At 64.2% G+C, this 25,780-nt stretch carries 18 protein-coding genes and 1 pseudogene; 5 read left to right on the top strand and 14 right to left on the bottom strand.

Annotated features, from left to right (window positions below; translation table 11 throughout):
* Positions 1-575 precede the first annotated feature (575 nt).
* Positions 576-2,204, top strand: coding sequence for a hypothetical protein (locus CNO20_RS22465; protein WP_199174979.1), 1,629 nt, complete (start codon positions 576-578; stop codon positions 2,202-2,204).
* A 351-nt stretch (positions 2,205-2,555) separates the two neighbouring features.
* Here the strand turns inward: CNO20_RS22465 and CNO20_RS22460 are convergent, their stop codons facing one another.
* From CNO20_RS22460 to CNO20_RS22435, 6 genes are all read right to left on the bottom strand, one after another.
* Positions 2,556-2,774 (bottom strand): hypothetical protein, encoded by a 219-nt coding sequence (locus CNO20_RS22460; RefSeq protein ID WP_101298436.1) that lies wholly within the window; start codon positions 2,772-2,774, stop codon positions 2,556-2,558.
* Positions 2,775-3,010: 236 nt separating this feature from the next.
* Positions 3,011-5,293 carry a cation:proton antiporter domain-containing protein gene (locus CNO20_RS22455; protein WP_101298435.1) on the bottom strand — a complete coding sequence of 761 codons (2,283 nt, stop codon included), beginning with the start codon at positions 5,291-5,293 and terminating at the stop codon, positions 3,011-3,013.
* Between the two features lie 2 nt (positions 5,294-5,295).
* Positions 5,296-5,802, bottom strand: a complete 507-nt coding sequence (locus CNO20_RS22450; RefSeq protein WP_158237472.1) for a potassium channel family protein — start codon at positions 5,800-5,802, stop codon at positions 5,296-5,298.
* A gap of 482 nt (positions 5,803-6,284) precedes the next feature.
* Positions 6,285-7,520 (bottom strand): Cdc6/Cdc18 family protein, encoded by a 1,236-nt coding sequence (locus tag CNO20_RS22445; protein ID WP_101298433.1) that lies wholly within the window; start codon positions 7,518-7,520, stop codon positions 6,285-6,287.
* A 1,514-nt stretch (positions 7,521-9,034) separates the two neighbouring features.
* On the bottom strand, positions 9,035-9,823 hold the full coding sequence (locus CNO20_RS22440) for an inositol monophosphatase family protein (RefSeq protein WP_101298432.1): 789 nt from the start codon (positions 9,821-9,823) through the stop codon (positions 9,035-9,037).
* Between the two features lie 659 nt (positions 9,824-10,482).
* Complete coding sequence (locus CNO20_RS22435) at positions 10,483-10,908, bottom strand: helix-turn-helix domain-containing protein (protein WP_101298431.1); 426 nt, start codon at positions 10,906-10,908, stop codon at positions 10,483-10,485.
* A gap of 265 nt (positions 10,909-11,173) precedes the next feature.
* Here CNO20_RS22435 and rdfA point away from each other — a divergent pair, with 265 nt between their 5' ends.
* Positions 11,174-11,827, top strand: coding sequence for a rod-determining factor RdfA (rdfA, locus tag CNO20_RS22430; protein ID WP_101298440.1), 654 nt, complete (start codon positions 11,174-11,176; stop codon positions 11,825-11,827).
* 99 nt (positions 11,828-11,926) lie between these two features.
* Entirely contained in the window at positions 11,927-13,891 is a 1,965-nt protein-coding gene (locus CNO20_RS22425) for an archaea-specific SMC-related protein (protein ID WP_101298430.1), read from the top strand.
* 278 nt (positions 13,892-14,169) lie between these two features.
* On the opposite strand, the gene CNO20_RS22420 is transcribed toward CNO20_RS22425, so the two are convergent.
* The 4 genes and pseudogenes from CNO20_RS22420 to CNO20_RS22405 all read right to left on the bottom strand — a co-directional run bounded on the left by CNO20_RS22420 (position 14,170) and on the right by CNO20_RS22405 (position 18,932).
* Complete coding sequence (locus CNO20_RS22420) at positions 14,170-14,589, bottom strand: universal stress protein (protein WP_101298429.1); 420 nt, start codon at positions 14,587-14,589, stop codon at positions 14,170-14,172.
* Between the two features lie 223 nt (positions 14,590-14,812).
* Positions 14,813-15,636 (bottom strand): annotated as a pseudogene (locus tag CNO20_RS22415) (RNA-guided endonuclease InsQ/TnpB family protein); the annotation flags it as partial.
* 874 nt (positions 15,637-16,510) lie between these two features.
* A complete protein-coding gene (locus CNO20_RS22410) occupies positions 16,511-17,617 on the bottom strand; it encodes an RNA ligase (RefSeq protein WP_101298428.1) in 1,107 nt (368 codons plus the stop codon).
* Between the two features lie 244 nt (positions 17,618-17,861).
* On the bottom strand, positions 17,862-18,932 hold the full coding sequence (locus tag CNO20_RS22405; RefSeq protein ID WP_101298427.1) for a 2,3-butanediol dehydrogenase: 1,071 nt from the start codon (positions 18,930-18,932) through the stop codon (positions 17,862-17,864).
* A 211-nt stretch (positions 18,933-19,143) separates the two neighbouring features.
* Between CNO20_RS22405 and CNO20_RS22400 the strand changes: the two genes are divergently transcribed.
* A complete protein-coding gene (locus CNO20_RS22400; protein WP_101298426.1) occupies positions 19,144-19,803 on the top strand; it encodes an RNA ligase partner protein in 660 nt (219 codons plus the stop codon).
* Between the two features lie 60 nt (positions 19,804-19,863).
* On the opposite strand, the gene CNO20_RS22395 is transcribed toward CNO20_RS22400, so the two are convergent.
* The 3 genes from CNO20_RS22395 to CNO20_RS22385 form a co-directional block, all read right to left on the bottom strand.
* The gene (locus tag CNO20_RS22395; protein ID WP_101298425.1) at positions 19,864-20,382 is read right to left on the bottom strand and encodes a gamma carbonic anhydrase family protein; all 519 of its coding nucleotides are present in this window, start codon (positions 20,380-20,382) and stop codon (positions 19,864-19,866) included.
* Positions 20,383-20,618: 236 nt separating this feature from the next.
* Entirely contained in the window at positions 20,619-21,782 is a 1,164-nt protein-coding gene (locus CNO20_RS22390) for a PKD domain-containing protein (protein WP_158237471.1), read from the bottom strand.
* A gap of 443 nt (positions 21,783-22,225) precedes the next feature.
* Positions 22,226-22,912 carry a DsbA family protein gene (locus CNO20_RS22385; protein ID WP_143423339.1) on the bottom strand — a complete coding sequence of 229 codons (687 nt, stop codon included), beginning with the start codon at positions 22,910-22,912 and terminating at the stop codon, positions 22,226-22,228.
* 478 nt (positions 22,913-23,390) lie between these two features.
* On the opposite strand from CNO20_RS22385, the gene CNO20_RS22380 reads away from it, so the two are divergent.
* On the top strand, positions 23,391-23,981 hold the full coding sequence (locus CNO20_RS22380) for a hypothetical protein (protein WP_101298422.1): 591 nt from the start codon (positions 23,391-23,393) through the stop codon (positions 23,979-23,981).
* A 70-nt stretch (positions 23,982-24,051) separates the two neighbouring features.
* Here the strand turns inward: CNO20_RS22380 and CNO20_RS22375 are convergent, their stop codons facing one another.
* Positions 24,052-25,410 (bottom strand): carboxylate--amine ligase, encoded by a 1,359-nt coding sequence (locus CNO20_RS22375; protein WP_101298421.1) that lies wholly within the window; start codon positions 25,408-25,410, stop codon positions 24,052-24,054.
* Between the last annotated feature and the right edge of the window lie 370 nt (positions 25,411-25,780).

Below are 25,780 nucleotides of genomic sequence, written 5' to 3'. Positions count from 1 at the left end.
GCGACGTGCCGAAAATGCGGCTGTCGATCGAGAAACTGGCGGCGCTCGGGTGGGAACCAGAGACAGAGAGCGACGAGGCGGTCCGCCGCGCCGCCCGCGACCTCGCCGCCGAACTCAAAGCCGAGCGAGACGGCGCGAAAGCGCCCCCGTCGAGATCGTAAGAGTCGAGGGGGCGTCGCGGGCGTACCGGAAATCCCCTTTTGCGGCAAAGTCGGCGGGCTGATCGACGCGTAGGTGCACCCTACTACGGGTTTGAAACGCTCCAGGCGGGATTTCGGGCCATCCTTCGTCCTCGCCAGAGCGCCGGAGGACGGAGGAGGTAGACCCCGATTTATCCGTTACGTTGTCCGGGAGCAGGGGCCGTATTCGCCCGTTACAGTCACGATTTCCTGAATTTCAGGCTAGACTGTCTGTACCGGTCGGACTCCTCCGCGCCGCAACTAGGTAACTTCCGCGTAATTTCATCCAGGCTGTTAATAACAAATGTGCTACTCCGGATATGGGAATTTGCACAGCGCACTGGTCAGGCGGAAACACAGTCAGAAGAAAACGAAAGAGAGCACACGGATACCAACATGGTCAACAAATCGAATCAGCGGCTACCGATATCGCGACGCTCGTTCGGAACGCTCCTCGTCTCGACGCTCGCCGGCGCCGGCGCCGTCGGCTCCGTCGCCACGGCGGAGGAGAGCGAAGACGGAGTACTGACGCTCAGCGGCGACGACGACGTGTACATCGTCTTCGGCGCCGACACCGAGGACCTCTCCGAATGGGTCGAAGAGCACAGACAGGAAATCACACAGGAGGCGTCCGCGCGCGTCGAGCAGTACCAGGACGTCGATCAGCTGAACATCAACCAGCAGAGCGGCGCGGTCGCCATCTCCATCGACGGCGGCGACGCCAAGGCGATCCAGCGCACCTACCAGGCGAACGAGAACACGCAGGAGGGCGAGGCGAACTCGATCAACGCCGCCGACCAGACGCAGGAGGTGTCGATCAAGAACGTCGGTAACGTGCACATCGTCTTCGCCGACGAGTGCTCCCGCGAGTACTCCGGCTACGTCGTCGACACGAGCGGCGGCGTCCAGGAGAGCGCGCAGGCGGCCGACGCCAGCGTCGATCAGGAGCAGGACGTCGAGCAGCTGAACTACAGCAACCAGAGCGCCGCGGTCGCGCTCTCGGCCGAGAAGAGCGAGGCGACGGCGTACCAGCGGAGCTACCAGTCTAACGAGAACCTCCAGGTCGGCGTTGCCGAAGCGACGAACGTCAGCGAGCAGGCGCAGGACGGGGCCGGCGAGCAGTCGAGTTCCCAGGAGGCCAACGCTTCCGTGGAGCAGGATCAGGACGTCGATCAGCTGAACGTCAACGACCAGGGGTACGCGATCGCCATCGCCGTCGGCGAGGGCAGCGTCGCACTCGCGGTGCAGGAGAGCTACCAGGTCAACGTGAACAGGCAGCTCGCGTCCGCGTCCGCGGCGAACTTCAACGAACAGACGCAGTCGCTCGACGAGCAGATCGAGACGCTCGATGAACAGGCGAACGAGCTCGAAAAGCAGGCGCAGACCCCGCTGACGTGCGTCGCCTCCGCCGGGTCCGTCGCGTCCACGGGGTCCGACGACTCGACCGACGAGGCCGACGCGCTCGCCTCGAAGATGGACGACATCTCCGCGGAAGCCAGATCGGCCGCCGCGGAGGAGGCGGCCGAACAGGAGAACACGCAGGAGGCCGAGGCCACGGTGGTCCAGTCGCAGGAAGTCGACCAGGAGAACGTCAACCTGCAGACCGCCGCCGTCGCGATCGCCCGGAACTGCAGTCGGGCGACCGCGTTCCAGGAGAGCTACCAGTCCAACGTGAACGCGCAGATCGCCGTCGCCGAGGCGACGAACGAGAGCGAGCAGTCGCAGGCCGACGGGTCGCAGACCCAGATCCTCCTGAGCAGCGACGGTGAGGACGACAGGTGGTCCGTCGACTACGACAACGGCAACCAGCGGCAGGTCAACGAGCAGGAGGCCAGGGCCGCCGTCGAGCAGGTCCAGTACGTCGAGCAGCTGAACTACAACGAGCAGTACGCCGCGATCGCGTACGCCCAGGACAACGGCGAGGCCGAGTCTCACCAGGTGAACTACCAGCAGAACGTCAACACGCAGTACGCCACCGCCGAAGCGACGAACACCGCCGAGCAGACGCAGGAAGGCTGCGCGTAGGCCTTTCTGACGCGGCTGGCATCGTTATGCGGTCGAACTACGGAATACACCATTTTCTCGTCGGATCCGAGACGACGGAGACGGTCGTCGCGGCGGAGATCGTCGGACGAAATCGGGATGGACCCGTCGTACCTGGCGACGCACCGGTTCTCTCTGGAGGACGCGCCGCGCGGCTACGAGATGTTCAAGCACAGAGAGGACGGACGCGTTCGAGCGGTGTTCGCACCGTGAGGGAGGACGCGGCGGCTCCGCCGGCGTGCACGCCCGGGGGTCGGTCGGAGGGCGGGAATCGGCAGGTCCGCTTCGCTCCGGTCTCGGGCACAGCGGCGCATCGCCGAGTGGTTCGGACCCTCAGGGTTTGTCCACGAGACGGCGTTCGAGTTCGTCGCAGCGGACTTCGAGCGATTCGATTCGCTCCGCCAACCGGGACAGATTTTCGCGCCCGTAAACGTCCCGTTCGAGCAGCGTGACGCGGTGCGTGAGCGGATCGACGTGGTCCTCCGCCTCGGCACCGAACACGTGCGCTTCGAGTCTGCGCGTTCGACGTTTTAACCGGTCAAGTTCGTCCATGGGTGTGAGATCAACGCCGGCTCAAATGTACGCTCACATCCGTCGCCGGGCGGGAATGTCGGCGCGACGGACGGCGATCGTCGACAGGGGGACGATCGTCGACGGGACGAACGATGATCGTCGGTAGGGCCGACGATCGCTCGGGTGCGACCGTCGAACGACGGTGAGACGGCAGAGAGCGGGACGATGAGACGAGGAGAGCGAGACGATGAAACGGAAGAGAGCGGGGCCGCCGCTCAGAGCGAGCTGATGACCGCGACGGGGCGATCCGAGTTCCGGATGATGTGCTCGACGCGGTGACCGAAGAACGCCCGCTGGGAGACGGTCCGGATGTTGCTTCCGAGGACGAGCAGGTCGTCGTCGTTCTTCTCGGCGAGGCGGAGGATCTCGCGCTCGGGTTCGTCGTCGCCGACGATCACCCGCGTCGTGACTTCCGCGCCCATCTGTCGACCGAGGTCGGCCTCCCGGTCGACGATCTCCTCGCCGAGCGCCCGCGCCGACGACATGTCCGGCTCCTCGACGAACAGCTCGTCGAGCTGCGGTCGGTTGACCACGTGGACGACCTCAACCAGCGCGCCGCGTTCCTGCGCGATGGCGAACGCGACCTCGGCGGCGTGGCGGTTGTACTCGGTCCCGACGGTCGGCAGAAGGATCCGGTCGAGGTCGGTCTTGTCGAGGGTGCCCCCGGTCGCGACCACGTCGGAGTTGACGACCATGAGCGGACACGGCGACTCCAGAATCACGTCGTCCACCTCGGTGTTGAAAAGCGGTCCGTCGGGCGTACCGGCGCGTTCGCTCACGCCGAGGACGAGCATGTCGTACCCGTTCCGCGCCTCCGAGAGGACCGTCTGGCTGGTAGTCGCCTCGATCGGGCGGACGATCCCCCTGACGCTGTCGTTGGACAGCGCGAGCTGCTCGCGCATCCGCCCGAGACACGTCGTCGCTCGGCGATCCGCGGCCGCCGTTTCCGCGGTCGTCGCGGCCGAGCCGCCGTCGGGGACGGCGTCGGAACCGTTTCGGCCCGGAAGCACGCGGCGGAGCCGGTCTACGATCGATCGGCCGCCCGGCGACGGCTCCGTGGCGCGCGGGACGTACATGTTCGTCACCTCGATCTCGCGGTTGCGGGCGAAGTGACCGACCAGCTGAGCCGCGAACTGCGAGTCCGCGCTGCACCGCGTCGGCAGCAGGACCCGGGTGACGTTTCCGAGGAAGCTCTGCCGCTGGCGCTCCTCGCGTTCGAGGCGGTCCCGTTCCTCGTCGGTCATCGCGACCTTCGGGAGAGTCCACCTGAGCAGGGGCGGCGCCATCAGGGAGGTCACGATGGCGACCATGACGATGATCGTGTACATCTCGGAGGTGAGCACGTTGAGGCTCAGTCCGATGGTCGCGATGATGATCTCCATCGCGCCGCGGGCGTTCATTCCGGCACCCATCGCGATCCCTTCCCAGTCGCCGAGACCGGCAGCCTTCGCGCCCGCGTACGACCCGACGAACTTTCCGACGATGGCGACGGCGAGCACCGCCATCCCGACGAGGAACACCGTCGGGTCGGCCATCGCGGTGAGATCGACGCGGAGGCCCGCCGTCGCGAAGAAGATGGGCGCGAAGATCCCGATGGTAACGATCTCGAAGACGTGCTGTGGTTCTTGGCCGAACCGCTTGGTCTGACCGACGAGGATGCCGACGACGAACGCGCCGAGCACCGCTTCGAGGTGCATGTAGTGGGTTATCGAGCCGACGCCGAGGGCGAGGATCATCAGCGTGGTGATCTTCGCCGTCACGCCGCCGATGGCGTTGTCCACCCAGCGGAAGATGCGCCGGACGGCGCGGTCGCCGAGGGTGAACGCGAGGCCGAAGAACGCGGCCATCGAGACCAACGTCGTCCCGAGGGAACCGAGGTCGATCGCCCCGCTTCGGGCGAGTCCGGCGACGACGGCGAGCAACACCCACCCGATGGTGTCGTTTATCATCCCGGCCGCGAGCGTGATCTGCCCGATGTCGCGGCGGATCACGTCCATCTCCATCAACACCTTCGCGATGACCGGGATCGCAGAGATGGACAGCGCCGTGGCGACGAAGAGGCTGAAGACGAGGCGCTGGTCGGCTCCCGCGAGGAACGCGTCGGGGAGGTTGTACGCGAGCCCGAATCCGAGCGCGAAGGGGACGACGATACCCGCTATCGAGATGTAGGTCGCCGACTTCGCCCGGCTCTGGATAAGATCGAGATCGGTCTCCAGCCCGGTGAGGATGAGGAGCATGATCAGTCCGAACCAGGAGACGACCTCCAGGAGGTGATACTGCGCGGCCTCCTGCGGAAACAGGGCGGTGAACAGCCCGGGCGCGATCGCCGCGAGGATCGACGGCCCGAGAACGATCCCCGCGAGCAGCTCGCCGACGACCGAGGGGAGGTTCGCGCGGCGGGCGAGCTCTCCGAGCCCACGGGCGACAAAGAGGAGCAGGAACAGCTGAAGAAACAGGACGAGCAGTTCGTGGTGGCCCAGCGGCTGGATGACCTGCACGGTTACGCCTCCCGCGTCGATCGTCCGTCGCCGTTTCGTCGGTCCTCAGTCCGATCGGTGCCTCCGGCGTTATCAGCGTCTTCGACGTGGCTGGTTCGTCGGGCTCCGAGGGAGGGTCCGCTCAGTCTTCGCGCAAGAGCGCGCGAAAGCGTGTCCGCCCGGCACACCGTGTCGATGCCGAGTTCCTCGAACGGTTCTCGATTCCGCGGATCGTTCACGCACACGAGTACGCGGTCGACGTCGAACCGCGTCCTGAGTAGCTGCGCGACGAGGAGGTTGACGGCGTCGCGGTCCGTCGCGACGACCGCAACGTCCGTCCGGCGGACGCCGGCGTTTCGAAGCGCGTTGACGTCCGTGAACTCGACTCTCCGGGCCTCGATACCGCGTTTTCGGGCCCGTTCGACGACGCCGGCGTCCGTATCGATGAGCAGGACGGAGCCGGGCCGTGAACCGAGCCGTTCGGCGAGGGCGAAGCCGACGTGTCCGCCTCCGATTATCAGGGTGGACATGGGTAGGGACTCCACGATCGATGACCGCTCGATCGTCATGCAGGGCCTAGATCACGATCCAGCATAAAGACAGCGGCTGAGTTTCCGTATCGGCAAATCTCGATTCTTAGATACTCGAATCGTGATAACAGTATATTATACCGATTGTTTCGCTTCGGGCGAAATCGATCACGGCTCATTCGGCTGTTTTCGGATTGCGTTGGCGCTTTCAAATCGAGAGGTACGTCGTATTGACGGGGCTTGCGGATCGAACTGACGGAGCTTGGGATCAAACGGAACCCAAACGGAACCGCCGCTGGGCGGTCGAACTACCCGCACGCGGCCAGTTGACACATGCGGCCGGACTGGTTCGCATGAGTGAGGCGATAACGCGACGATGTAAGCGCGCGACAGATGAAGTCAGCAGATCGACGCGATCACGCGACCGAGCCGACTCGCGGCGGGAATCGAACCGTTCGGCGAGGCGTCAACGCGTTCGAAAGTCAGATGGGATCCTTGCCGGAATTGAGCGCCTTCAGGACAATCTCCGGATCTCGATTCAGCGAGTGAACCCGATAGCTTCCCTTCTCGTACCCGCCCCCCGTGTGCCGACTCTCGGTGATCCCGAGGAACGATTGCTCTTTCAGCAGGCGGGAGACCCGATCCCAGGAGATCGGATCGGATCCCTCGTTCCGGCAGACCTTCTTGTACGCGGTGTAGATGTCCTTCTTGGCGAACTCGTCCTTCGATCGGCTCAGGGTCAGCGAGGCCAACGCGATCAGGATGTACTTCACGTGCGGGGTGGATCCCGACACCAGCTCCGAGAAGCGGTCAGCCTCGGCGCGTTCCATCGCCTGATCGATGTGGTCCTCCGTCACCGTCGAGGACTCGGTCTCTTCCGCTATCGCCCCCGCGTAGCGCAGGATGTCGATGGCCTTGCGGGCGTCGCCGTGCTCCCGCGCGGCGAGCGCGGCGACCCGCGGGATCACCTCGTCGGAGAGAACCCCGTCTCGGAACGCGTCCCGCCGGTTTTCGAGGATCTGCCGGAGCTGATTCGCGTCGTAGGGGTGGAAGACGAACTCCCTGTCCTGGAGGCTCGAATCGACGCGTTCGCCGATGGTCTCGCGGTACTGGATTTTGTTGCTGATCGCGATGATTCCGACGTAGGTGTCGGTCTTGCCGGTCTCCTCGGCGCGAGAGAGCGTCATGAGGATGTCGTCGTCGCCGTCGAGTTTGTCGACCTCGTCGAGGATGACGATCAGCGATCTGACGTCATGCGCGTCGAGTAAGTCCCACAGGTGACGGAAGTACTCCGACGCCCCGATCCCCTTGCGGGGGATGTCGAGGTCGGGTTCGAGCGTGTCGCGCACGCCGAGTGCGAGTTCGCGGGCGGCGCGGGTTTCGGTGTCCTCGTTCGAGCAATCGACGTACTGGTAGATCAGGTTGACGTCGTTCTGCTGCGCGCGCGAACGCGCCTCCCGGGCCATGTGCTTCGACACGAGCGACTTGCCCGTCCCCGTCTTCCCGTAGATGAGAAGGTTCCGCGGCGGCCCGCCCCGAACCGCCGGACCGAGCGCTTTTCCTACCGCACGAATTTCGTCGTCGCGGCCGATGATCCGATCCCGTTCGGGAACGTACCCGACGCGCAGGAGTTCCTCCCGGACGAAAATGTCGCCGATCGCGAACGGATCGGCAGGTTCCTCGGTCGGATCATCGACGCCCTGGTCCGGATCCGTCATTGACTCACACGGCTTGTCGGTACCGCCATAAAGGTATCGACCCCTCATACCGAGTGAAATCGGTGAGGATCCCGAGTGACGTACCGAGGGGGCATCGAGAGGCCATCGGGGGACTATCGAATGATCCCGTTGGGTCAGCGCCGAGCGAGCGTTGAGGCGGGTGCTCGTCCGTAGTTGGACCCTCACCCCCACCCCCCGTACCGAGTGAATCACGTTCGACCGTTCCCCTCGCGTCTCCGTCGGACGGACGTCAGACACCCCTCGTACCGAGTGAAACTCGTCGCCCTCGTCTTCACTCACACTGTCGTCTTCTTCTTCTTCTTCCCGCTTTTCCTCTCCTGCAGTCACGGGATCCTCGTCATATAATATAAATCTTTATGATAAGGTTATTATTGTCAGATCTTGTGAATCCGATATTCGGTACCAGTCGGCCGGTTTTCCGAATTTATAACTGATTCGCCCCAAGCTGATGACGTTCATTTATATACTATCTCGAACGCCACTGAAAACGTCCCGGGGGCTCGTTTGATTTCACTCGGTACGAGGGGTGGGGGTGACAGAGAATCGAGCGCATGCCCGCATCTTCAGGCGCGGGTGGATGTCAAATACTGAGTGCACTGCTACACCCTACGCGACGCATCGGGGAAAGATCCTCGACGCGGCGAATTCGAGGCGAGAAGTCGCCCAATTCAGTCGGTTCGGGGGGTGTGGTCGGGCGTCCGGCTTCGTTCGATCCCCCGCTCCCATTCGATTCCGCGGGACCCCCCGTACCGACTGAAACGGCGATCGGACACATCGGTTTTCAAATGTCCTCGCGGACCTGGTTGAGAGTCTAGATCGGCAACAAATCGGCGCACGGAAACGGAATTGAACGTTCGAAAACCGGTGTGGGAGTGTCGACCGCGTCGGACGCGAGTTCCTCGTCACCCTGCTCCTCGCCGCGCGGAACTGACGAACCCGGAACCGATTCCGAAGACAAGAGTCGTCGTTCTCTGTCGTTCTTCGACGGTGCTCCGACGCGGTCCACTAGCATATCTCTCTGTAGCTCTCATCGAGTTCCCGGCGGCCTATTCTGCGGTCAGTGATTTGACCGTACTGATCTCAACGAGCGGCGGACGGCGGGAGGACGACCGCGGCGAACGACGAAGGATTGACGCGTTGTCGCTATCGACACGCGAACGATATGCCAATGGCACCGATCAGCGCATTGCGCTCCCGTGGTCGGCAAGATGCGGATCGGTACCGATTAAGGGGAACGGATGCCTCGGGGCCCCGCTCACCTCGGTTGCCGCTGCAGATTCATTTACGAACGAGTAGTACTACTCCATTCTGATTCGTATTCGATCTGACTTGCGTAATTGACGTAAGTCAATTCTCCTTCGGCGCACTTCGATTGCTCCTTCGTTCGATGCGTCGCCGATACCGGATCGCGCGCTGTACGAAAAGAAATGTGAAGAACCCTCTTCGTTCGTCGAATGTATCGAACTATCGCCACGTTCGCTTCGGAACCGCTCTCACTCCGTCGCTGCTTTCACCGCCGAGAGCACCGCTTCGTGCGCCTCGCCGTTCGACGCGACGATCCCCGGACCGCCCGGCCTCCACTCGTCGCCGCGAAGGTCGGTCACGGTTCCGCCGGCTCGCGCCACGAGATACGCGCCGGCGACCGTATCCCACGGATTCGGCCGCGGGTCGAACGCGACGGCCGCGTCGAGAGCTCCGCTCGCGACCAGCGAGAGCGTCAGCTGCGCGGAGCCGAGCCGCCGCAACTCGCCGAAGCGATCGACGATCGCCCGGGTCAGCGACCCGACGGCGGCGCTGTCGTCCCTCGCCCACCGGAGGGTGGGCGCAACGAGGAACGTTTCGGGATCGGTTCGGCCGCTCACCGAGATCGGCCGTTCCTCGCGCGTCACGCCGGTCGACGTCGCCCGGTACGTCTCGCCGAGCGCCGGCGCGACGTTGACCGCGCTGATCGGCTTTCCGTCGCGAACGACCGCCACGCTCGTCACCCATCCGTGGAGACCTCGAACGAAGTTCTGCGTCCCGTCTATGGGATCGACGATCCACGCGTATCCCTCGTCCGGGACGGTCTTCCGCTCGTCTTCCTCCTCGCCGACGATCGCGTCGGCCGGGAAGTGTTCCTCGATCGTCGACACGACGCGCCGCTGGGTCGTTCGGTCCGCCTCGGTGACGAGGTCCGTCTTGCCTGTCTTGCGCTCGACTGTCAGATTCGTCCGAAACCGTTGCATCGCGTAGTCGGCCCCCGCCCGCGCGGCCTCCATCACGACCGCCTCTCTGGTCGGCATACGCTGAGGGTCGCGTCGCTGTTGTATATATGTCCGCAAAAAGTGTTGGGACTGGGTAATTCCACTCCATCGAGATTCCTCGAAATCGCCGAAAACCGTCAGGAGCATCCGAAATCGATGAGAGCGTCAGATGACGCGATCCGGTCCCTCACGGCGATCTCCCAATAACATTCTTCCGAAACCACCAGGTGTCTGACTTCTTTTTTCGTTACGAGGTTAGCACTGTCACGATTCTTAATTCCGATCCGAATTTCGAGAGGTGTGGCCAGTCCGTTGCACCCTCCGAACCTCCACCGGAACGCGTGCCGCTCGGCCGAATCCGACGCTCTTTCGCTCTCCGTTACTCCTCGTTTGCCCCTCGTCCGCACCTCATTCGCTCCTCGTCCGCACCTCATTTAGGGCTTTTTCGCGCCTCGGCCGCGCGGTCACTGCGATTCGTAATCGGTCCCGACAAAATCTGCGAGTCGATCGACCGAACGCGTTTCACAATTCAAATTGCATTCGGACGTCGTTCGGCGCCGATCCCGCCCCGGAACCACCCTTCCGCGCGCTGAACGACGCCAGAGACGGGTTACGATGGACACAGATCACGACGGATAGATCACACCGGGACCACCACGAGATACGGATCGCGAGCGTAGGCGCAGGCCACGGCCAGCTCACGATCGTTCGGTCAGCTCTCGCAGCAACCGGCGCGTGTGGCCGACCGAGTACGACACGCCCGTCTCCCGCTCGATGTGGTCCCGCAGCAGCAGCGGCGTCCACTCGTCCGCCTCATATCCCACTTCGTCCGGCGTTCCTTCGAGATCTGCCCGTATCGCGCGCTGCTCCTCCGACGAGAGCTTGCGCGGTCGACCCGGTCGCTTCTCGTCCTCGATCGCCTTCTCTATCGGCTCCGCCTCGAACCGGTCGAGCCAGTAGTACAGCGTCGACCGTGGGATCCCGTAGCGCTCGCTCAGCGTCGATACGGGGACGCCGTCCTTGTACGCGAGAGCGATCATGAGCCGCTTCGCGGGTTTCGCCTCGGACACGGCGCTCAACGCGTCGCGGAGGTCGTGGTCGTCGACATCGGCCAGTTTGCTCATGAACGAATTACTACAACACGACGTAATAAGTCTATGTTTTATTGTTCGATCGCGGTCCCTCGACCCTTCGCCGAGATGATCGATTCGAGCGGAACGACCGCTCGCTCGGAGAACGAGGGGTTCCGCCATCTGGAGGATGGAGCGGTCAATCACCTAGGAACGGGAGGCTCGGCCATTCGGCGGTCGAGATCGTTCGTTTGGGGTGGTGGAGACGGCGGACTCGAACGTGGGGGGTTTAATAGTGTTCGTGCTCAATTCGGGGGCGATGAACGAGTCCAGCGAGGAGAGCGCCTCCGATTCGCTTCCCGACCCGACGAACAGCAAGGTCGGACGGCTGATCGACCGGTACGATCTCGACGGAATGGGCGCCAGGATCGAACGGCTCTGGACCGGCGAGGGCGGAGAGGAGCGGAGCCTCCGGGATCTCGCCGACTACTTCAACCAGCAGATCCTGGAGGCAGAGATGGACGAGCGCGGGATGGAAACCCTCGACGGGGAAGTCGAAAACATGTATCGGCTTCTCACCGACGACGACATAAGCGGGGGGATCAGAACGGAGGCCGAGAACACGCTGAAGCGAAACGGGGTCGATATCGAGCGATTGCGGCGAAACTTCGTCTCGCACCAGGCGGTGTACACGTACCTCACGAAGTACCGCGGCGCGAGCAAGCGGACGGACGAACCGGACAGCGACGCTCGGGTCGAGAAGGGGCGCGAGACGATCCGACGGCTCCGCAGCCGCCTCGTCGCGGTGACCGAATCGACGCTGAATCAGCTCAGAAAGGCGGAGGACCTGGTACTCGGCGAGTTCAGCGTGTTCGTCGACATCCGCGTCCTCTGTGAGGACTGCGGCTCGCAGTACTCGGTGTCGGAACTCCTGGAGAGCGGCGGCTGCGACTGCCGAGCCGACGACCGATGAGCGCCCGCAACCCTCGATTCCGATGTGACGGCTATAGCCGTGTCAGGTCGTCGATCCAATACGTCAAGTATTATATCTCCGGAGCCCGGAGCTAAGTTCATGAGTCAAGCACAATCTTCGACTGAGCGGGTCGAAGTGAACGTTCGAAACATCGGCGGAATCGAGCGGACGAGCGTGAGCTTCGAGCCGGGTATCACCGTCCTCGCCGGTCGAAACGCCACGAACCGGACGTCCTTCCTCCAGGCGCTCATGGCCGCGCTCGGGAGCGACCGCGTCTCGCTCAAGGGCGACGCCGACGAAGGGGAGGTAGAACTGACGATCGGCGACCGGACCTACTCTCGAGCGCTGACCCGGCAGGGCGACGCGGTCCTCACCGAGGGCGAACCGTACCTCGAGGACTCGACCCTCGCGGACCTGTTCGCGTTCCTCCTCGAATCGAACGAGGCCCGTCGGGCCGTCGCGCGGGGCGACGACCTCCGCGAGATCATCATGGAGCCGATCGACACCGAGGCGATCCAGAGCGAAATCGAGCAACTGGAGTCCGAAAAGCGCCGCCTCTCGTCGGAACTTGAGGAGCTCGAATCGCTCGAAGGTCGGCTCCCGGAGCTCGAACGGCGGCGGACGGAGCTCTCGACGGACATCGAGGAGAAGCGCGAGGCGCTCTCCGAGACGGAAGCGGAGATCGAGTCCGCCGACGCCGACCTCGAAGACTCCCGCGAGGAGAAGGCCGAACTCGACGAGAAGCTCGAACAGCTCCGCGAGAAGCGCTCCGACCTCGACAACGTTCGGTTCCGGATGGAGTCCGAACAGGACAGCCTGTCGACGCTCAGAGAGGAGCGGGACGAACTCGAAGCGGAGCGCGAGGAGATGGCCGACGCGCCGGTCGGCGAGATCAACGAGATCGAATCGAAGCTCGACCGGCTCCGCGATCGGATCCAGCGCCTCGATTCGAGCATCACCGAACTGCAGACCATCATCCAGTTCAACGAGGACATGCTCGACGGGACGAGCACGGAGGTGCTCGAGGCGCTCCGCGAGGACGGCGGAACCGAAAGCTCCGGTTCCGGTTCCGTCACCGATCAGCTCCTCGACGACTCGAAGACGGTGGTGTGCTGGACCTGCGGCTCCGAAGTCGAGACGGCGCAGATAGAGCGGACGGTCGACCGACTGCGCGACCTCCGCCGTTCGAAGGTCGAGGACCGGAACGGCCTCCGCGAGCGGATCGACGAACTGAAGCGCGAGCGGTCCTCCCTCCAGGAAGACCAGCGCCGTCGCGAGCAGATTCAAAAGCGACTCCGCCGAACCGAGGACGAGATCGAGGACCGCGAGCGGTCGCTCGACCGGCTGAAGGACCGCCGCGAGTCGCTGACGACGGAGATCGAAGAGCTCGAGGAGGCAGTCGACGAACTCGAAGCCGAGGAGTACAGCGAGCTTCTCGACCTCCACAAGGAGGCGAACCAGCTCGAATTCGAACTGGGGAAACTCGAGAGCGAACTCGAACGCGTCGACGACGAGATCGACGAGATTGAGTCGCGGCTGGACGAGCGCGACCGGCTCGCCGACCGCCGCGAGGAGGTCAAAGCCGAGATCGAGGACCTCCGGACGCGGATCGAGCAGATCGAAACCCAGGCCGTCTCGGAGTTCAACGACCACATGGAGGCGGTGCTCGACATCCTTGGGTACGCGAACCTGGAGCGCATCTGGATCGAGCGGACCGAACGGGAGGTCCGGGAGGGTCGCCGGAAGGTCACGCGGGCGTTCTTCGACCTGCACGTCGTTCGCAAGACGGCGTCCGGCACCGTCTACGAGGACACCGTCGACCACCTGAGCGAGTCGGAGCGCGAGGTCACCGGCCTCGTGTTCGCTCTCGCGGGGTACCTCGCGCACGACGTGTACGAGACGGTGCCGTTCATCCTGCTCGACTCGCTCGAAGCGATCGACTCCGACCGCATCGCGGCGCTCCTCGAGTACATCGACGACTACGCCGACTACCTCGTGGTCGCTCTCCTCCCGGAGGACGCGAGCGCTATCTCCCAGGAGCACGAGCGAGTCACCGAGATCTGACGCCGGCCGCTCCTTCGGTTCCGTTTCCCTTCCGTTCCTCCTCCGATTTTTGACCGGCACCCGAGCGTCAGGCGGCTCTAGCCGCTTCGGCTCACCGCTTCGATCGATCGTCTCAGATCGCCGATTCGGGAAGCGTCGCCGACAACCGCTCGAACGCCGACCCGGAAAGAGATCGGCGGGCCTTCCCCGCCGAACCGCTCGCATTTCATTCGGCATGAGGGGTCCGGGATACCCGGCGTCCCGGACGCGGGAGAGCCCGCGGGCTCCGGGACTTCGACTCAGGCCGCGTCTCCCTTCTCGTCCGCTCGCTCGGGGGCGACGATCACGGGACGGTCAGCCGTGAGGATCACGCTCTGTGCGACGCTGCCGAACAGCGCCTTCCCCGCGGGACTTCGACGGCGGCCGTAGATGCAGATGGTGTCGGCGTCGACCTCCGCCGCGGCGTCGACGATGGCCGTCGCCGGATCCCCGCTGGTCTCATGGAGCGTGACGTCGAACCCGTCGGCTTCGAACGCCTCCCTCGCTCGGCGGACCGAGCCGATCTGATCGATGTACGCTCCCTCCGGGTTGTCGGTGAAGTCGTGGTGCACGACGACCTCGGCCGCGTCCGGATCGAACAGGGTCGCGACCGTTCGCGCCTGCGCCCGCGCTCTGTCCTCGTGTTCGTCGACGGCGACGAGTACGCGTCTTCGAGCCATGACGCCTTTACGGGGTAATCCGCTATGAATGTTGACGCGAACGCCGAACGTCGACCGCACCCGTCCGCGACGCTCACAGCACGAGGTAGTTCGTCGCGGTCGGCTCAGTGCCGAGTGGACGAGGGTGGTACCGTCGGTTGAACTTTCCCCGGTTTTCGAACTGTCCGGAACACGCTTGACATCCACCTACGACTTCAGTCGTGGGATTCCTCTCGTGGGTGTCTCAGTCGTCAGAGTCCCCGAGAGCGACATTCCCGCTCGACGTGGTACTCTGGTCTGTGTATTCCTCGTTGGCCGTTGTCTCCACGATGGAGGGCGGGCTCTGGTCTTCCCGCCGACTGTGATTGTTCCACTTGAGGTACACGGGCCGTGCCATCGACCCAACCGCGTTGTTCTGCCGTCTCAGGAACGATTCACTTGCCACGAGGTCAGCGTGCCTCTCGAAACCACACGGACACGTCAACGAGTCCTCATAGCGAACGGTTGCTTCGCGTTCGCCGCACTCGGGGCACTCCTGACTCGTCCACGCCTCGGATTCTTCCTCGACTGTGATGCCGTATTCCTCACACACGTCTTCGAGGCGGTTGATGAATCGGCGGTACGCCCAAAAGTTGTGTGTTTTCTCGTTCACACACGGCGACCAGTGCGTCGAGAGAACGCCCTTGATGTCCTCGACGTACAGCGTTGAAACGCCCTCCTCGTATATGTGTTCCACGAGGTCGCGGACGAGGTTGTCTCGAGCGTGATTCCGCCGATTCGTGCGCTTCCGGTACAGGTGGTCGATGCGCTTGCTGGACTTGCGCTGGTTTTCGAGAAGCGACTGGTAGTACGCGATTCGTTCCGTGGTTTCACGGAACTTATCGAACAAGTCGCGCCCCTCGTACAGGAGTTGTAGGCCGGTCGTTGTCGTGCAGGCGACGAGGTTGTCGCGCCAACGTCCAGAGCGGCTTCTTCGGAAGCCAGTGGTGAATCCAGTCGAGAATTGTCGATAGTGACTGGTTGGAAAGCCCTGAACGTGTCTGCGAGTTCGTCGTACACGAGATTCATCCCACGAGTAAAGTCGTGGGCTTTCTCCTCAACTTTCTGTAACCCGCCGGTTCCGAACGATTTGCACCAGCCAGCTACCGCGACTGGAAACCTCGAGCCGTCCGGCTGAGCGGATTCCATCCCGGAGCACGATTCTCTCCCGTAGCACGAGCGATCCGAATGCTCAGTACGAGGTCTGTGGTTCGGGTGATCTAACCGAAGCAATCCTTCCGGGCGATGCGTCCCGGCCATCCGTTTTCACGCCGGACGCGGTGCTCGCGCGCCCGATCCAACCATTTCCGCTAGAAGATCCGAACACCGTCAGCTACCCGTCGTTCTCGTTCGAATGTCTCCGAAGTCGTGACAGCGACTCCACCTTAACGAGAGCTACCTCCGAGTGGGAACCCCAGCGAGAAGCTATGAGATCGCCCGCGCGTGAGGGATCCCGATCCGGGTCAACGTCACGCTTCTGATCTTCCTCCCGATCCTGGCGTGACTCGTCGGAAGCGGCCGGCAGATCGAACTGTCGCCGCGCTCGTCGATCGTCTCACCCCGGTTTCGGTCGATACCTCGAGCGACGCGAACGGCCGCCCGAGTCCGGGGGATCTTCGCGCTGCTGTTCGCCGTCAGCGCCGCCTCGACCCTCGACGCGATCCTGTTCCTCGTCGCGCTGTTCGTCCACGGCGCGGCAGCGTCGGAATCCCGGTCGGTCGTGCTCGGCGACCTGCTGCAGGGGATCTCGGTCGGCGGGATCGTGACCGTCGCCGCCGCCGTGGCGATCGACGCGACCCGAGCTCAGCGGTTAAACCGACAGGTATATTCACAGAGTCATACCAACTAGTTAAAATAACTAGTTAAAACGGACTGGTGACGAAAGTAATTGGATCTCCACCGCTCACTCGCTGACGACCGTTCCGTCGAGGTACGCTCTCGTCTTGTCGGTCGTAGACCGCAGTCGCTTCGCGAACGTGACGACGCGTTCACTGCCCTCGGTGCGGTCGTCCTCGACGGCGATCTCTAACCCCTGGTCCCGGAGGTGGTCGAGCAGCTCTTCGATCGGGCGGCGGTCCCCTCTGATCCGGTGCCGCTCGGCGACGATCTCCCCGTCGCGTACCCCCCGGAACGTGCGCACCATCGGGACGAGTATCGCCTCCCCGAGTTCGCGCGCCCGCCGCTCGACCTCGGCGTCGTCGGCCTCCCACTCGACGGCCTGGAACGCCTCGCGGAGCAGCCGTCGGAACACGAAGTCCCGTCCGTAGTCGAACGGGTACGAGAACGCGTAGGCCAGGTCGCTGCGGCTCGACGCCGAGGTTGTGTACTTCAGCTGTCTCTCCCCGCCGAGGGACTTCATCACCACCCCCTCGCGACCCTCCTCGTCGAGCTTCCGGACGGTTTCCCTCACTCCCGTCGCCCCCGATTCGGCTCGGTGAACGCCGAACAGCGGGGCCTGGGGCACCCCGTGCCGCTCGCAGAGCCGCCGCCGCTCGCGCACCGGGAGCGGTTCGCCCGTCGCTCGGTCGCGCACGTCGAACGCGCGGAACGCGAGCGACTCGACTTCGGGGTACTCGTGCGCCGTGTAGGGGCTCTCCGGGCCGATCATCTCGCCGCAGAGCATCGCCGACGGGTTCTCCTCGAAGAAGCCGTCGAGGTCGAGCGTCGAGCGGACCTTCCACGTCGTGAACGGGCAGACGAGCCCGCTCCGCGTGAACGCGAGCACCTCCCCGACCCGGACGACGCGGACGTTGTAGCCGTTCAGCTTCTCCTCGACCACGAACGCCCCGTCGAAGTACCGCGAAATCCCCGCGTCGAGGACGAACGCCCGCGGGATCTTCGGGAACCCGCGGACGACCGTCCCCCCGACGAGCACCGTCCCCCGCGACAGGTGTTTCCGCCGGTCCGGGAGGTGGCGGTACTCCGTTCTGCGGAACTCCCGCCGCCGGAAGTGTCCTTCGATCGCATCGAACTCGGATCGCGAGAGGCCGAGCAGCTCGTGGTACGTCATCCTGCGCGGCTCCTGGCTCGCGGTCTGTCGCGACCCCCGACTCGCGGCCTGTCGTGACTTCCGACCCATGGACGCTGGAGGGGCGGCCCCCCTTCGGCGGCGTACGATCGCGGGGCGGTGCGCCGCGGCCCGCTTCGGACGGCTCCGCGATCGCGGAGCCGTCCGTTCGCTCTCCGTATCCTGGCGCTCGCGGCGATCGCGCGAGGCCGACGGCCCGCCGTCTCCCGGGCGCTCGTCGCGTCGTTCACGGTCTGACGAGGATCTTCACGTGTTCGCTCTCGCCGTCCAATAGCTCGTCGAACCCCTCGTCGACGACGTCGGGGAGATCGATGCGCGCGGTGACGAGCGCTTCCGGATCGAGCTCTCCGTCGCCGAACAGGCGGAGGACGGCGCCGAACTCGCGGTCCGACAGCGGGCCGCCGAGATACGCGAGCGTGCCGGTGACCGCTCGCTCGCCGAGAACGATCGTGTTCGGATGCATGGAGATCTCCCCTTCGAAGATGCTCACGATCGTCACTCGGCCGTCGGCCTTCGCGGTTTCCAGCGCCTGCTTGAACGTGGTCTCTATTCCCGCGACCTCGAAGGTGACGTCCGTTCCCCCTCCTGTCTCGGCGTGGACGTACTCGACTGGGTCCGTCTCCGTCGGATCGACGAGGTCGTCGGCGCCGCTCTCCCGCGCGAGGCTGCGTCGGGCTTCGCGCGGTTCGGAGACGAAGATGCGACCGGCGCCGGCCGCACGCGCGGCCTGCACGACCGCGAGGCCGATTGGGCCGCTTCCGAACACGGCGACCGAGTCTCCCGCCTGGAGGCCGGATCGACGGACCGCGTGGAGACCGACGCTGAACGGTTCGACCAGTGCGCCGTGCTCGGTGGGAACGCCGTCCGGAAGCGGAACCGCCTGGACCGCCGGTACGGTGACGCGCTCCGAGAATCCGCCGCCGCCCCCCGAAAGGCCGACGAACCCGACGGACTCGCAGAGGTGGTACTTCCCCTCGACGCAGTACCGACACTCCCCGCACCAGACGATCGGGTTCACCGCGACGGCCTGCCCCTTCTCGTGGGTCGAGACGCCGTCTCCGACCGCCGTGATGACGCCGCCGAACTCGTGTCCCATGGTGATCGGCAGTCGCTCGCCGGTGAGCGGGTGCGGATCCCGATCCGGCACGAAGATCGGTCCGGCGACGTACTCGTGCAGATCGGAGCCGCAGATCCCGCACGAGTCGACCTCGATCCGCACCTCGTCGGGCCCGAGCGTCGGGTCGTCAACGTCGTCCACGCGGACGTCTCGCTGTCCGTGATATCTCGATGCTTGCATGAGAATATCTAGTACGGTAACCGGGACGATGAACTCTTTGTCGTCTCGTCCGGAGTTTCGGTTCGACGACAACCGAAACTCCGGACGAGTCGTCGAATCCGCCCGGGACGAACGCCGAGCGGTGCGGGTGCGCGTTCGGAGGCGTCCCGCTCGGCGGCGGAAACGGGTCGCGAGCGGTCAGGTATTTCTCCCCGCGGTGTCAATTGTTCCCATGCCCTCGTATCCTCTCAAGCAGCGATTCGTCCTCGACACGTCCGTGTTCATCACCGAGGAGATCCGCCGCGAGGACGAGAGCGTCGAGGAGGCGATCGACCGGTTTCTCGACCTCGTCGCGCGCGCGAAGCTCGACCTCAACATCTCCTGTTACATGCCGCCGTCGATCCACGACGAGCTGACGGCGATGCTCGGAGATCGCGGGGTGTCGGAGGAAACGTTCTCGAAGCTCAACACCTGGGTGATAAAAAAGAGTCCCGCCCGCCTCGAAGTCATGATTCCCGCGGAGCTAGTGTACGGGTTCATAGACGAGATGAGCGACCGGGTGAACCGCGGGTTGCGCATCTCCGAGAAGGCGGTCCGGAAGGCGGAGGAGTCCCGCGTCGAACGGCTCGACGACCACGAGTACATGACCGGGGTCGACCAGGTCATCGCCGACCTCCGGGACGAGTACCGGCGGACGCTCCGGAAAGGCGTACTCGACTCGCGGGAGGACCTCGACCTCCTCATCCTCGCGCGGGAACTCGACGCCGGCGTCGTCACCGAGGACACCGGCATCATCAGCTGGGCCGACGACTTCGGTCTCCGGTACCTGAAGGGCCGGGACTTTCCCGGACTGCTACAGGAGTATCTACGAACGGTCAATCACGTGGATTGACCGCGACGGCGGTCGTCGGCTGTCCCGCCGACCGAGGCCTCACGCGAACGGATCGAAGCCTCACACGAACAGGTCGCCGTGGCGGTCGGCGAGGCCCGTGTACTCGCCGGTCGAGTACCGCTCGAAGATCGCCTCCGCGTCGATCGACGTCTCCTCCAGCGGGGTCACTCTCGCCGGGACCCCGCGGACGAACGATCCCTCCGGGATCTCCGTGTGCTCCGGCACGACGGTTCCCGAGGCGACGATGCTCCGGCTTCCGACGGTGACGTTCGTGTTCACCGTCGCGTTGAACCCGACGAGCGCCCCGTCGTCGATCGTACACTCGTTGAGCACCGCCCCGTGTCCGATCATCACGCGCTCGCCGATGCGCACCGCGTGCAGGACGGCGTTGTCGCCGACGTGCGATTCGCGGCCGATCCGGACGGGCGCCACGTCGCCGCGGAGCACGACCCCGGGCCAGACGCTCGCGTCGGCTTCGACGACGACATCCCCCACGAGCGTCGCGCGCCGGCTGACGTGCGCGTCGTCGTGGACGTCCGGTTCGGTCCCTTCGAACTCGTATCGCCACTGTTCTCCCATAGTCGTCCTACGGGCGTCATCACCATGAATCTCGGCACAGTTCACCGATCGACACCTTGGCCCGCTCTGAAAAATCCCCGCGTCACTCCCGGTCTTCGACCGACCGGTCGGAGTCCTTGACCGACGGTTCGGAACCGGGACGACAGCACCCGCGTCCGGAGCCGTCCGTACGCGCGTTCCCAACCGGCCGTCCCTGCGTCCCGAACCGGTCGCGGGGGCGGCCCGAACCGGTCTCGCTACTCCCGGATCGGCGGGAGCGTCGAGAGGGTGACCTGCGCCGTGTCCGTCGCTCCGTCGGCGTCCGTCACCGTCAGGGTGACGAGCATCTCGCCGCACCCCGTGAACGTCACGTCGACGGTGTCCCCGGAGCCGCCTCCGTTCGCGATCTTCCCGAGTCCCTCGACGTTCCAGTCGTAGGAGGCGATTTCGCCGTCGGCGTCCGACGACGCGGATCCGTCGAGCGTGACGACGTCGTCGCTACTGAGATCGAGTTCGTCCGCGTTCGCCGGGTTCGTCTCGATCCGCGCGGTCGGCCCCTGGTTCGGTTCTCCGCCGGATCCGTCGTCCCCGCCGTCTCCGTCGGAGCCGTCACCCTCGCCGGCGTCGCCGTCGGAGTCGTCTCCGCCGGTGTCGTCCTCCGGTTCGTCCCCGCCGGGCTCGTCGTCCACTTCCTCGTCGCTGTCGCCCGAGAGCAGATCGTTGATGAGCTGTCTCACGATCTGGAGCTGCCACCCGACGCGCTTGTCGACGCCTCCAGCCTCCTCGTACGTCTCGACGAGGTGGGAGGTCGCGCCGAGGTCGTAGGACGCCTTGTAAATCAGGAGTCCGTACGGGGGCATGTCCGGGCCGGTCGCGAGGCTCTTTTTGAATAGGTACCGCGGGTTGGAAACGTGGTTGCGGTTGACGTACCTGACGGCCTCCTCCGCTTCGTCGTACGCCTTCTGCTGCTGGGAGTGGAAGACCGCCTGACCCAGCCCCGGATCTTGGTCGTCGCGATAGATCCCCCTCGACTCGTGGAGGTCGATCAGCATGTCCGGGTCGTACCTGCGGACGAGATTCCAGATCTCCCGCGCGAGTTCGGTGCCCGGCCTCTCGCCCACTTCGAACTGGCGGTTCAGGTCGACGCCGTCCGGACCGTTGCGCGTGCCCCGCTCGACGGCTCGCGCGTTCGCCCTCGGGATCGTGACGAGCGTCCCGGCGCCGATCGCCCACTCCCGGACGTAATTTGCGGCCCGGTAGCCGGCCTCCTCGTCGCCGTGCATCCCGCCGACCACGACGACCGTCGGACCGTCCTCGTCCGCGACCGTCTCGTAGACGGTCGTCTCCTCTTCGGTCCCCTCGCGCAATTTGAAGGTAGAACGAGAGACGTCCGTCTCCTCGGCTGTCGCGTTTCCGCTCAAAGCGAGTCCCGCGATCGTCAGTCCACCGGTCGCTGTCAGGAATTTTCGGCGTGTAGTGAGTGTGCGTCGCATTGGACGCTTCGTTATTTAGAATCGATGTATTTTAATTATACGCTCTATTCCGGAATTTTTCAACTAGTTATCACCTGGCTAATCTGTAACGATTTCACCCCAGGTCACTCTAATTCAAAAATTCGTGCCAACCTGGACGAACGAGGTAATCGGGCGGCGCATCGTTCGTAGGCTCCGTTTTGATCGGCTATATGACAGGAAGTCGAGGCGCGTTCCGTCTGAGACAGATCCCGTCCGGCAGCGCGAACCAGATTTTCGCCGACCGAGGCGTTCGTCGACGCACGGGGACCCGACCCGTCGCCGATGCTCCCCCCCCCCCATAGCGGTCGACCCGAACGCCCATTCGGCCGCGGTTCGCCCGAACCTGACGCTCAGAGCCCGAGCGCGTTTTCGAACACCGCTGCGTTCTGGTTGCCCAGGACCTTCGTCCTGTACTCGCCGTCGCGGAACAGGTAGAACGACGGCGTCCCGCGGATGCCGGCGCTCCGCCCCGCGCGAACGTCGGCGTTGACCGCGTCGTCGTAGGCCTTCCGCCGGGCCTCCCGAACGACGGTGCGCGCGTCCACGCTCGTCTCCGAGCGGAGGTACGCTTCCGTCTTTTCGAAGACGTTCCCGGTGTCGAACGACTGCCTGTTGGCGTAGTAGTGGGACTTCAGGTCCCAGTACGCCTCCGCGTCGTGGGCGTGCGTCGCCTTGAGCAACTGCACCCCCTGGTTCCCCCACGGCTCCACGATCGGGAACGCCCTCGCGACGTACGCCGCCTTCCCCGGATCGATAAGCCGGGATTTGAGCGTCGGGAGCGTCCCCTCGTGGAACTTCGCGCACGACGGGCACGACGGATCGTCGAAGGCCACGATGATCCCCCTGACGTCTTCGAGCGGCCGTCCGAGCCGCGGATTGTCCGCGATCCCGTTGGCGGCCGGGTGGTCGATGTCGGGGGCCGGTCGGGTTGTCGGAGGGGGCGTCTGCGTCGGCGTTTCCGTTTCCGTCCGTGTCGCAGTTTCGGTCTCCGTCGGTTCCGCTGTCTCCGTCGGCTCTTCGGAGGTCGTCGCGTTCACTTTCGTCGTCGTGCGAGACGTCGTTCGCTCGCGCGTAGTCGTCGGGTGGGCGGTCGATCGAGAAGACGTCGGGGTCGACTCCTCTTCGGACGTGTCGCCCAGTATTCCGGCACACCCGCTGAGACCGGCTACGAGTACGCCCGCCGATGCTTTCACTACGGCCCTGCGTGGTTTCTCCCGCATTACTCACCCGTTGTTCGGCTTAATAACCAGTTTAATTTTTTGGCTTGGAGCCACGCGTAATTATATTATTGTTGTTGATTTCTCTGTCGGTCGAAAGTCACGATTTTGCCCCTTGCCCCGACGAATCGGGCGTCCAAAACGCGTTACTCCGGCGTCGTTCGGTGGTTGGATTTCAGTCCTATCAGCCGCTCAGACGAACCCTCGCCACAAACGTTAATACAGGGAGAGTAACTAGTATCGGACGGATACTCCCCGAACAGTACGCACAGCGCTTTCCGGACCACAACCCGCGCCCATGAAATCGGCCCCTACCACCCTCTCGGACTGGCGAACGATCGCTCGCGCCGCCCGCCTCGTGCTCTCGACGCCCGCGTACGCGTTGCTCGCGGTCGTGGCCGCTCTCGTCGGCCTGACCACCTTCGTCGTCTCGCAGAACCTTTCGATCGTCCGCGACCTCGTTCTCCTCGGCCCGCTCCCCCTCGCCGCCCGGTTCGCCATCCTCGTCAACCTCTTTCCAGTCGTCGGCAGTGGATTCGGCGTCGGCGGCGGGGCGTTGCTCGCCGTCGCGAGCGTCCTCATCGGCGTCAACACGGCGATGCTGGCGTACCACCTCCGGAACAACGGCGGCTCGCTGCTCGAAAGCTCCGGCAGCGTCGGCGGCGTCGTCCTGAGCACGATGGGCGCAGGCTGCGCCGCTTGCGGGTCGGCGCTCGTCGCCGGCATCCTCGGCCTGTTCGGCGCGACGGGGCTCCTGGCGCTGTTCCCCCTCCACGGCCTCGAATTCGTCGTCCTCGCCATCGTCGCGCTCGTGCTCTCGACGTTCTGGCTCGCGGAGGGGATGCGCGGCGGGGACGCGGCCGGCTGCCCGGTCGAGTTCACGTCGTGACCGCTCCGCGGCAGTCCGCGCCTCCGCGAGGGGAGGCGCGACGGAGAAGAAAGCCGACGATAACGGACGTTCACACACTCATCGTGGCGGCCACTTTCTCGGCTGCGTCCGTCACCCGGTCGTACTCTCGCTCGGCTTCGAGCCACCCGTCGATCTTCGATTCGGACGTCGAACCGACGGACATCGTGGTCGTCGGATCGGGCTGGACGTCGGTAGTCCGAGCCCTATCCTCGGCCATGAATTGATCGACGAGCGTGCGGGCGCCGAGGACCCCTGTCCAACCTACCGCGCTGAATGCGGGGAGCGGGTCGTCCCAGGAAAGAATACTGTGCTTGGCCCGGAAGAGAGCGGAGATGAACGATCCGATCGCAGTCACGTTTCCGTTCGCAACGTTTTCTCTGAGCCACTTCAGCTCCTCGTACAGCAGACGTTGCATCCTGATGTCTGTCCTGTATTCTGATATCCGCTGCGGCTCCTTCCCCCTCAACTGCTGATAGTGAAGCCAAGGGAAATCGACGCCGCACTGGACGGCGAACGGAACGGACCCCCAGTATCGCCCGTTCATCTCTATCACGTAGAACTCGTCACCGTGCTGCATGAACTCGACCATCGCCGGGCCTGTCCATTCGAGGGCGTCGATGACGCGCTCGGCATACGCGAGCATTTTCGGCTCACGAACAGCTGCCAGTAACGCGGAGTTCCCGCCGGACGTCGGGTAGGTCCGCACTCGTCTCTGTTGAAAATGCGCGGAAATATCGCCGTCGTCTGCGAGAACGACCGTCGATGTCGTCGTTCCCGGCACGTACTCCTGAATGAGCGGCGGATGTCGCACGAGATGCTCGCGTTGGGCAAGCAACTCCTCGTAGCGTTCGAGAAGTTCACGCTCCGAGTGGACGTAATTCTCGTCGCTCATACTATCCATGTAGTAGGTGTCGCGGTCCAGTGCGGTTTTGCTCCGGTATTTTACGACGACCGGGTACGACAGCTCTGGCGCAAGGTTCGCGACGTCCGCGAGGGACCTCGGCTGGTGGGTTTCGGGCGCGGGAACGTCCAGGTCGGCCACGAGGTCGAAAAACCGGCCCTTATCGAACATCCGCCGGAACCGACCCCAGTCTTCGGCGGCAACGCGAGTTCCAGTTTGCTCCAGTTCGTGCTTGTGTCTTGCGCACAGCAGCGTAGTTTGATCGGAGACCGGCAAGACGGCAGCGAAATCGTTCGCGGCTAAATACTCCCGGAGGTGTTCGATGAACGCCTCACATCCGTCGCGTGGATCCGGATGGACGTATCGATCGGGAGCGAAGCGTGAAAGTGCGCCGAGACTGTACCGTGAGCTGCTCCCGGCAGTGATCGAGATCTCCTTCTCACCGAGTGAGCGGATGACGGACAACGCTGCGGGACCCTGTGCGTCGAGGACGAGTACGTTACTCATCACTTATCACCCGAACTGTTCCTCGTGATCGCGGTCCGTTACCGCGGTTTTAGTTCCAGAAAGCGCGTCGTGGTCGCTACCGAGCATCGTAAGCGGTGTCAGTAACCCACTTTCTCTAAGGAAGTCTCGACGTGTCGTCCGTGCCGGCGGTTCGCGTGTCTGATCTGAGGCTGTATCTGTTTCGATCGTCATCGTTCGAGATTGCGGCGACGCTGCGTCTTTGCTCCGAATCCGGGTTTTGGTTGCTATCATTGATAGCACAATTAACAAACGAACCCTGTGTTACTTTGTAAATTCGCAGATACGTGTTGAATATCTATTCCTACTTCTTACGGTCTTAAACGAACGAAAAACGCGGAACGGAGAATTT

Origin of the sequence: Halegenticoccus soli (genome assembly GCF_002844195.1) — an archaeon.
Taxonomy (GTDB): Archaea; Halobacteriota; Halobacteria; order Halobacteriales; family Haloferacaceae; genus Halegenticoccus; species Halegenticoccus soli.
Note: the sequence above shows the minus strand (reverse complement) of the source record. Positions and strands in the feature narration are given on the sequence as shown.

What these genes read in the sequence shown, in the direction of transcription:
- CNO20_RS22450 (WP_158237472.1), bottom strand. Translation starts at nt 5,802, where the DNA reads ATGTCCACCCTGATAATCGGAGGCGGACACGTCGGCTTCGCCCTCGCC.
- CNO20_RS22460 (WP_101298436.1), bottom strand. Translation starts at nt 2,774, where the DNA reads ATGGACGAACTTGACCGGTTAAAACGTCGAACGCGCAGACTCGAAGCG.
- CNO20_RS22395 (WP_101298425.1), bottom strand. Translation starts at nt 20,382, where the DNA reads ATGGGAGAACAGTGGCGATACGAGTTCGAAGGGACCGAACCGGACGTC.
- CNO20_RS22465 (WP_199174979.1), top strand. Translation starts at nt 576, where the DNA reads ATGGTCAACAAATCGAATCAGCGGCTACCGATATCGCGACGCTCGTTC.
- CNO20_RS22435 (WP_101298431.1), bottom strand. Translation starts at nt 10,908, where the DNA reads ATGAGCAAACTGGCCGATGTCGACGACCACGACCTCCGCGACGCGTTG.
- CNO20_RS22420 (WP_101298429.1), bottom strand. Translation starts at nt 14,589, where the DNA reads ATGGCTCGAAGACGCGTACTCGTCGCCGTCGACGAACACGAGGACAGA.
- rdfA (WP_101298440.1), top strand. Translation starts at nt 11,174, where the DNA reads ATGAACGAGTCCAGCGAGGAGAGCGCCTCCGATTCGCTTCCCGACCCG.
- CNO20_RS22380 (WP_101298422.1), top strand. Translation starts at nt 23,391, where the DNA reads ATGAAATCGGCCCCTACCACCCTCTCGGACTGGCGAACGATCGCTCGC.
- CNO20_RS22425 (WP_101298430.1), top strand. Translation starts at nt 11,927, where the DNA reads ATGAGTCAAGCACAATCTTCGACTGAGCGGGTCGAAGTGAACGTTCGA.
- CNO20_RS22375 (WP_101298421.1), bottom strand. Translation starts at nt 25,410, where the DNA reads ATGAGTAACGTACTCGTCCTCGACGCACAGGGTCCCGCAGCGTTGTCC.
- CNO20_RS22400 (WP_101298426.1), top strand. Translation starts at nt 19,144, where the DNA reads ATGCCCTCGTATCCTCTCAAGCAGCGATTCGTCCTCGACACGTCCGTG.
- CNO20_RS22440 (WP_101298432.1), bottom strand. Translation starts at nt 9,823, where the DNA reads ATGCCGACCAGAGAGGCGGTCGTGATGGAGGCCGCGCGGGCGGGGGCC.
- CNO20_RS22405 (WP_101298427.1), bottom strand. Translation starts at nt 18,932, where the DNA reads ATGCAAGCATCGAGATATCACGGACAGCGAGACGTCCGCGTGGACGAC.
- CNO20_RS22445 (WP_101298433.1), bottom strand. Translation starts at nt 7,520, where the DNA reads ATGACGGATCCGGACCAGGGCGTCGATGATCCGACCGAGGAACCTGCC.
- CNO20_RS22410 (WP_101298428.1), bottom strand. Translation starts at nt 17,617, where the DNA reads ATGACGTACCACGAGCTGCTCGGCCTCTCGCGATCCGAGTTCGATGCG.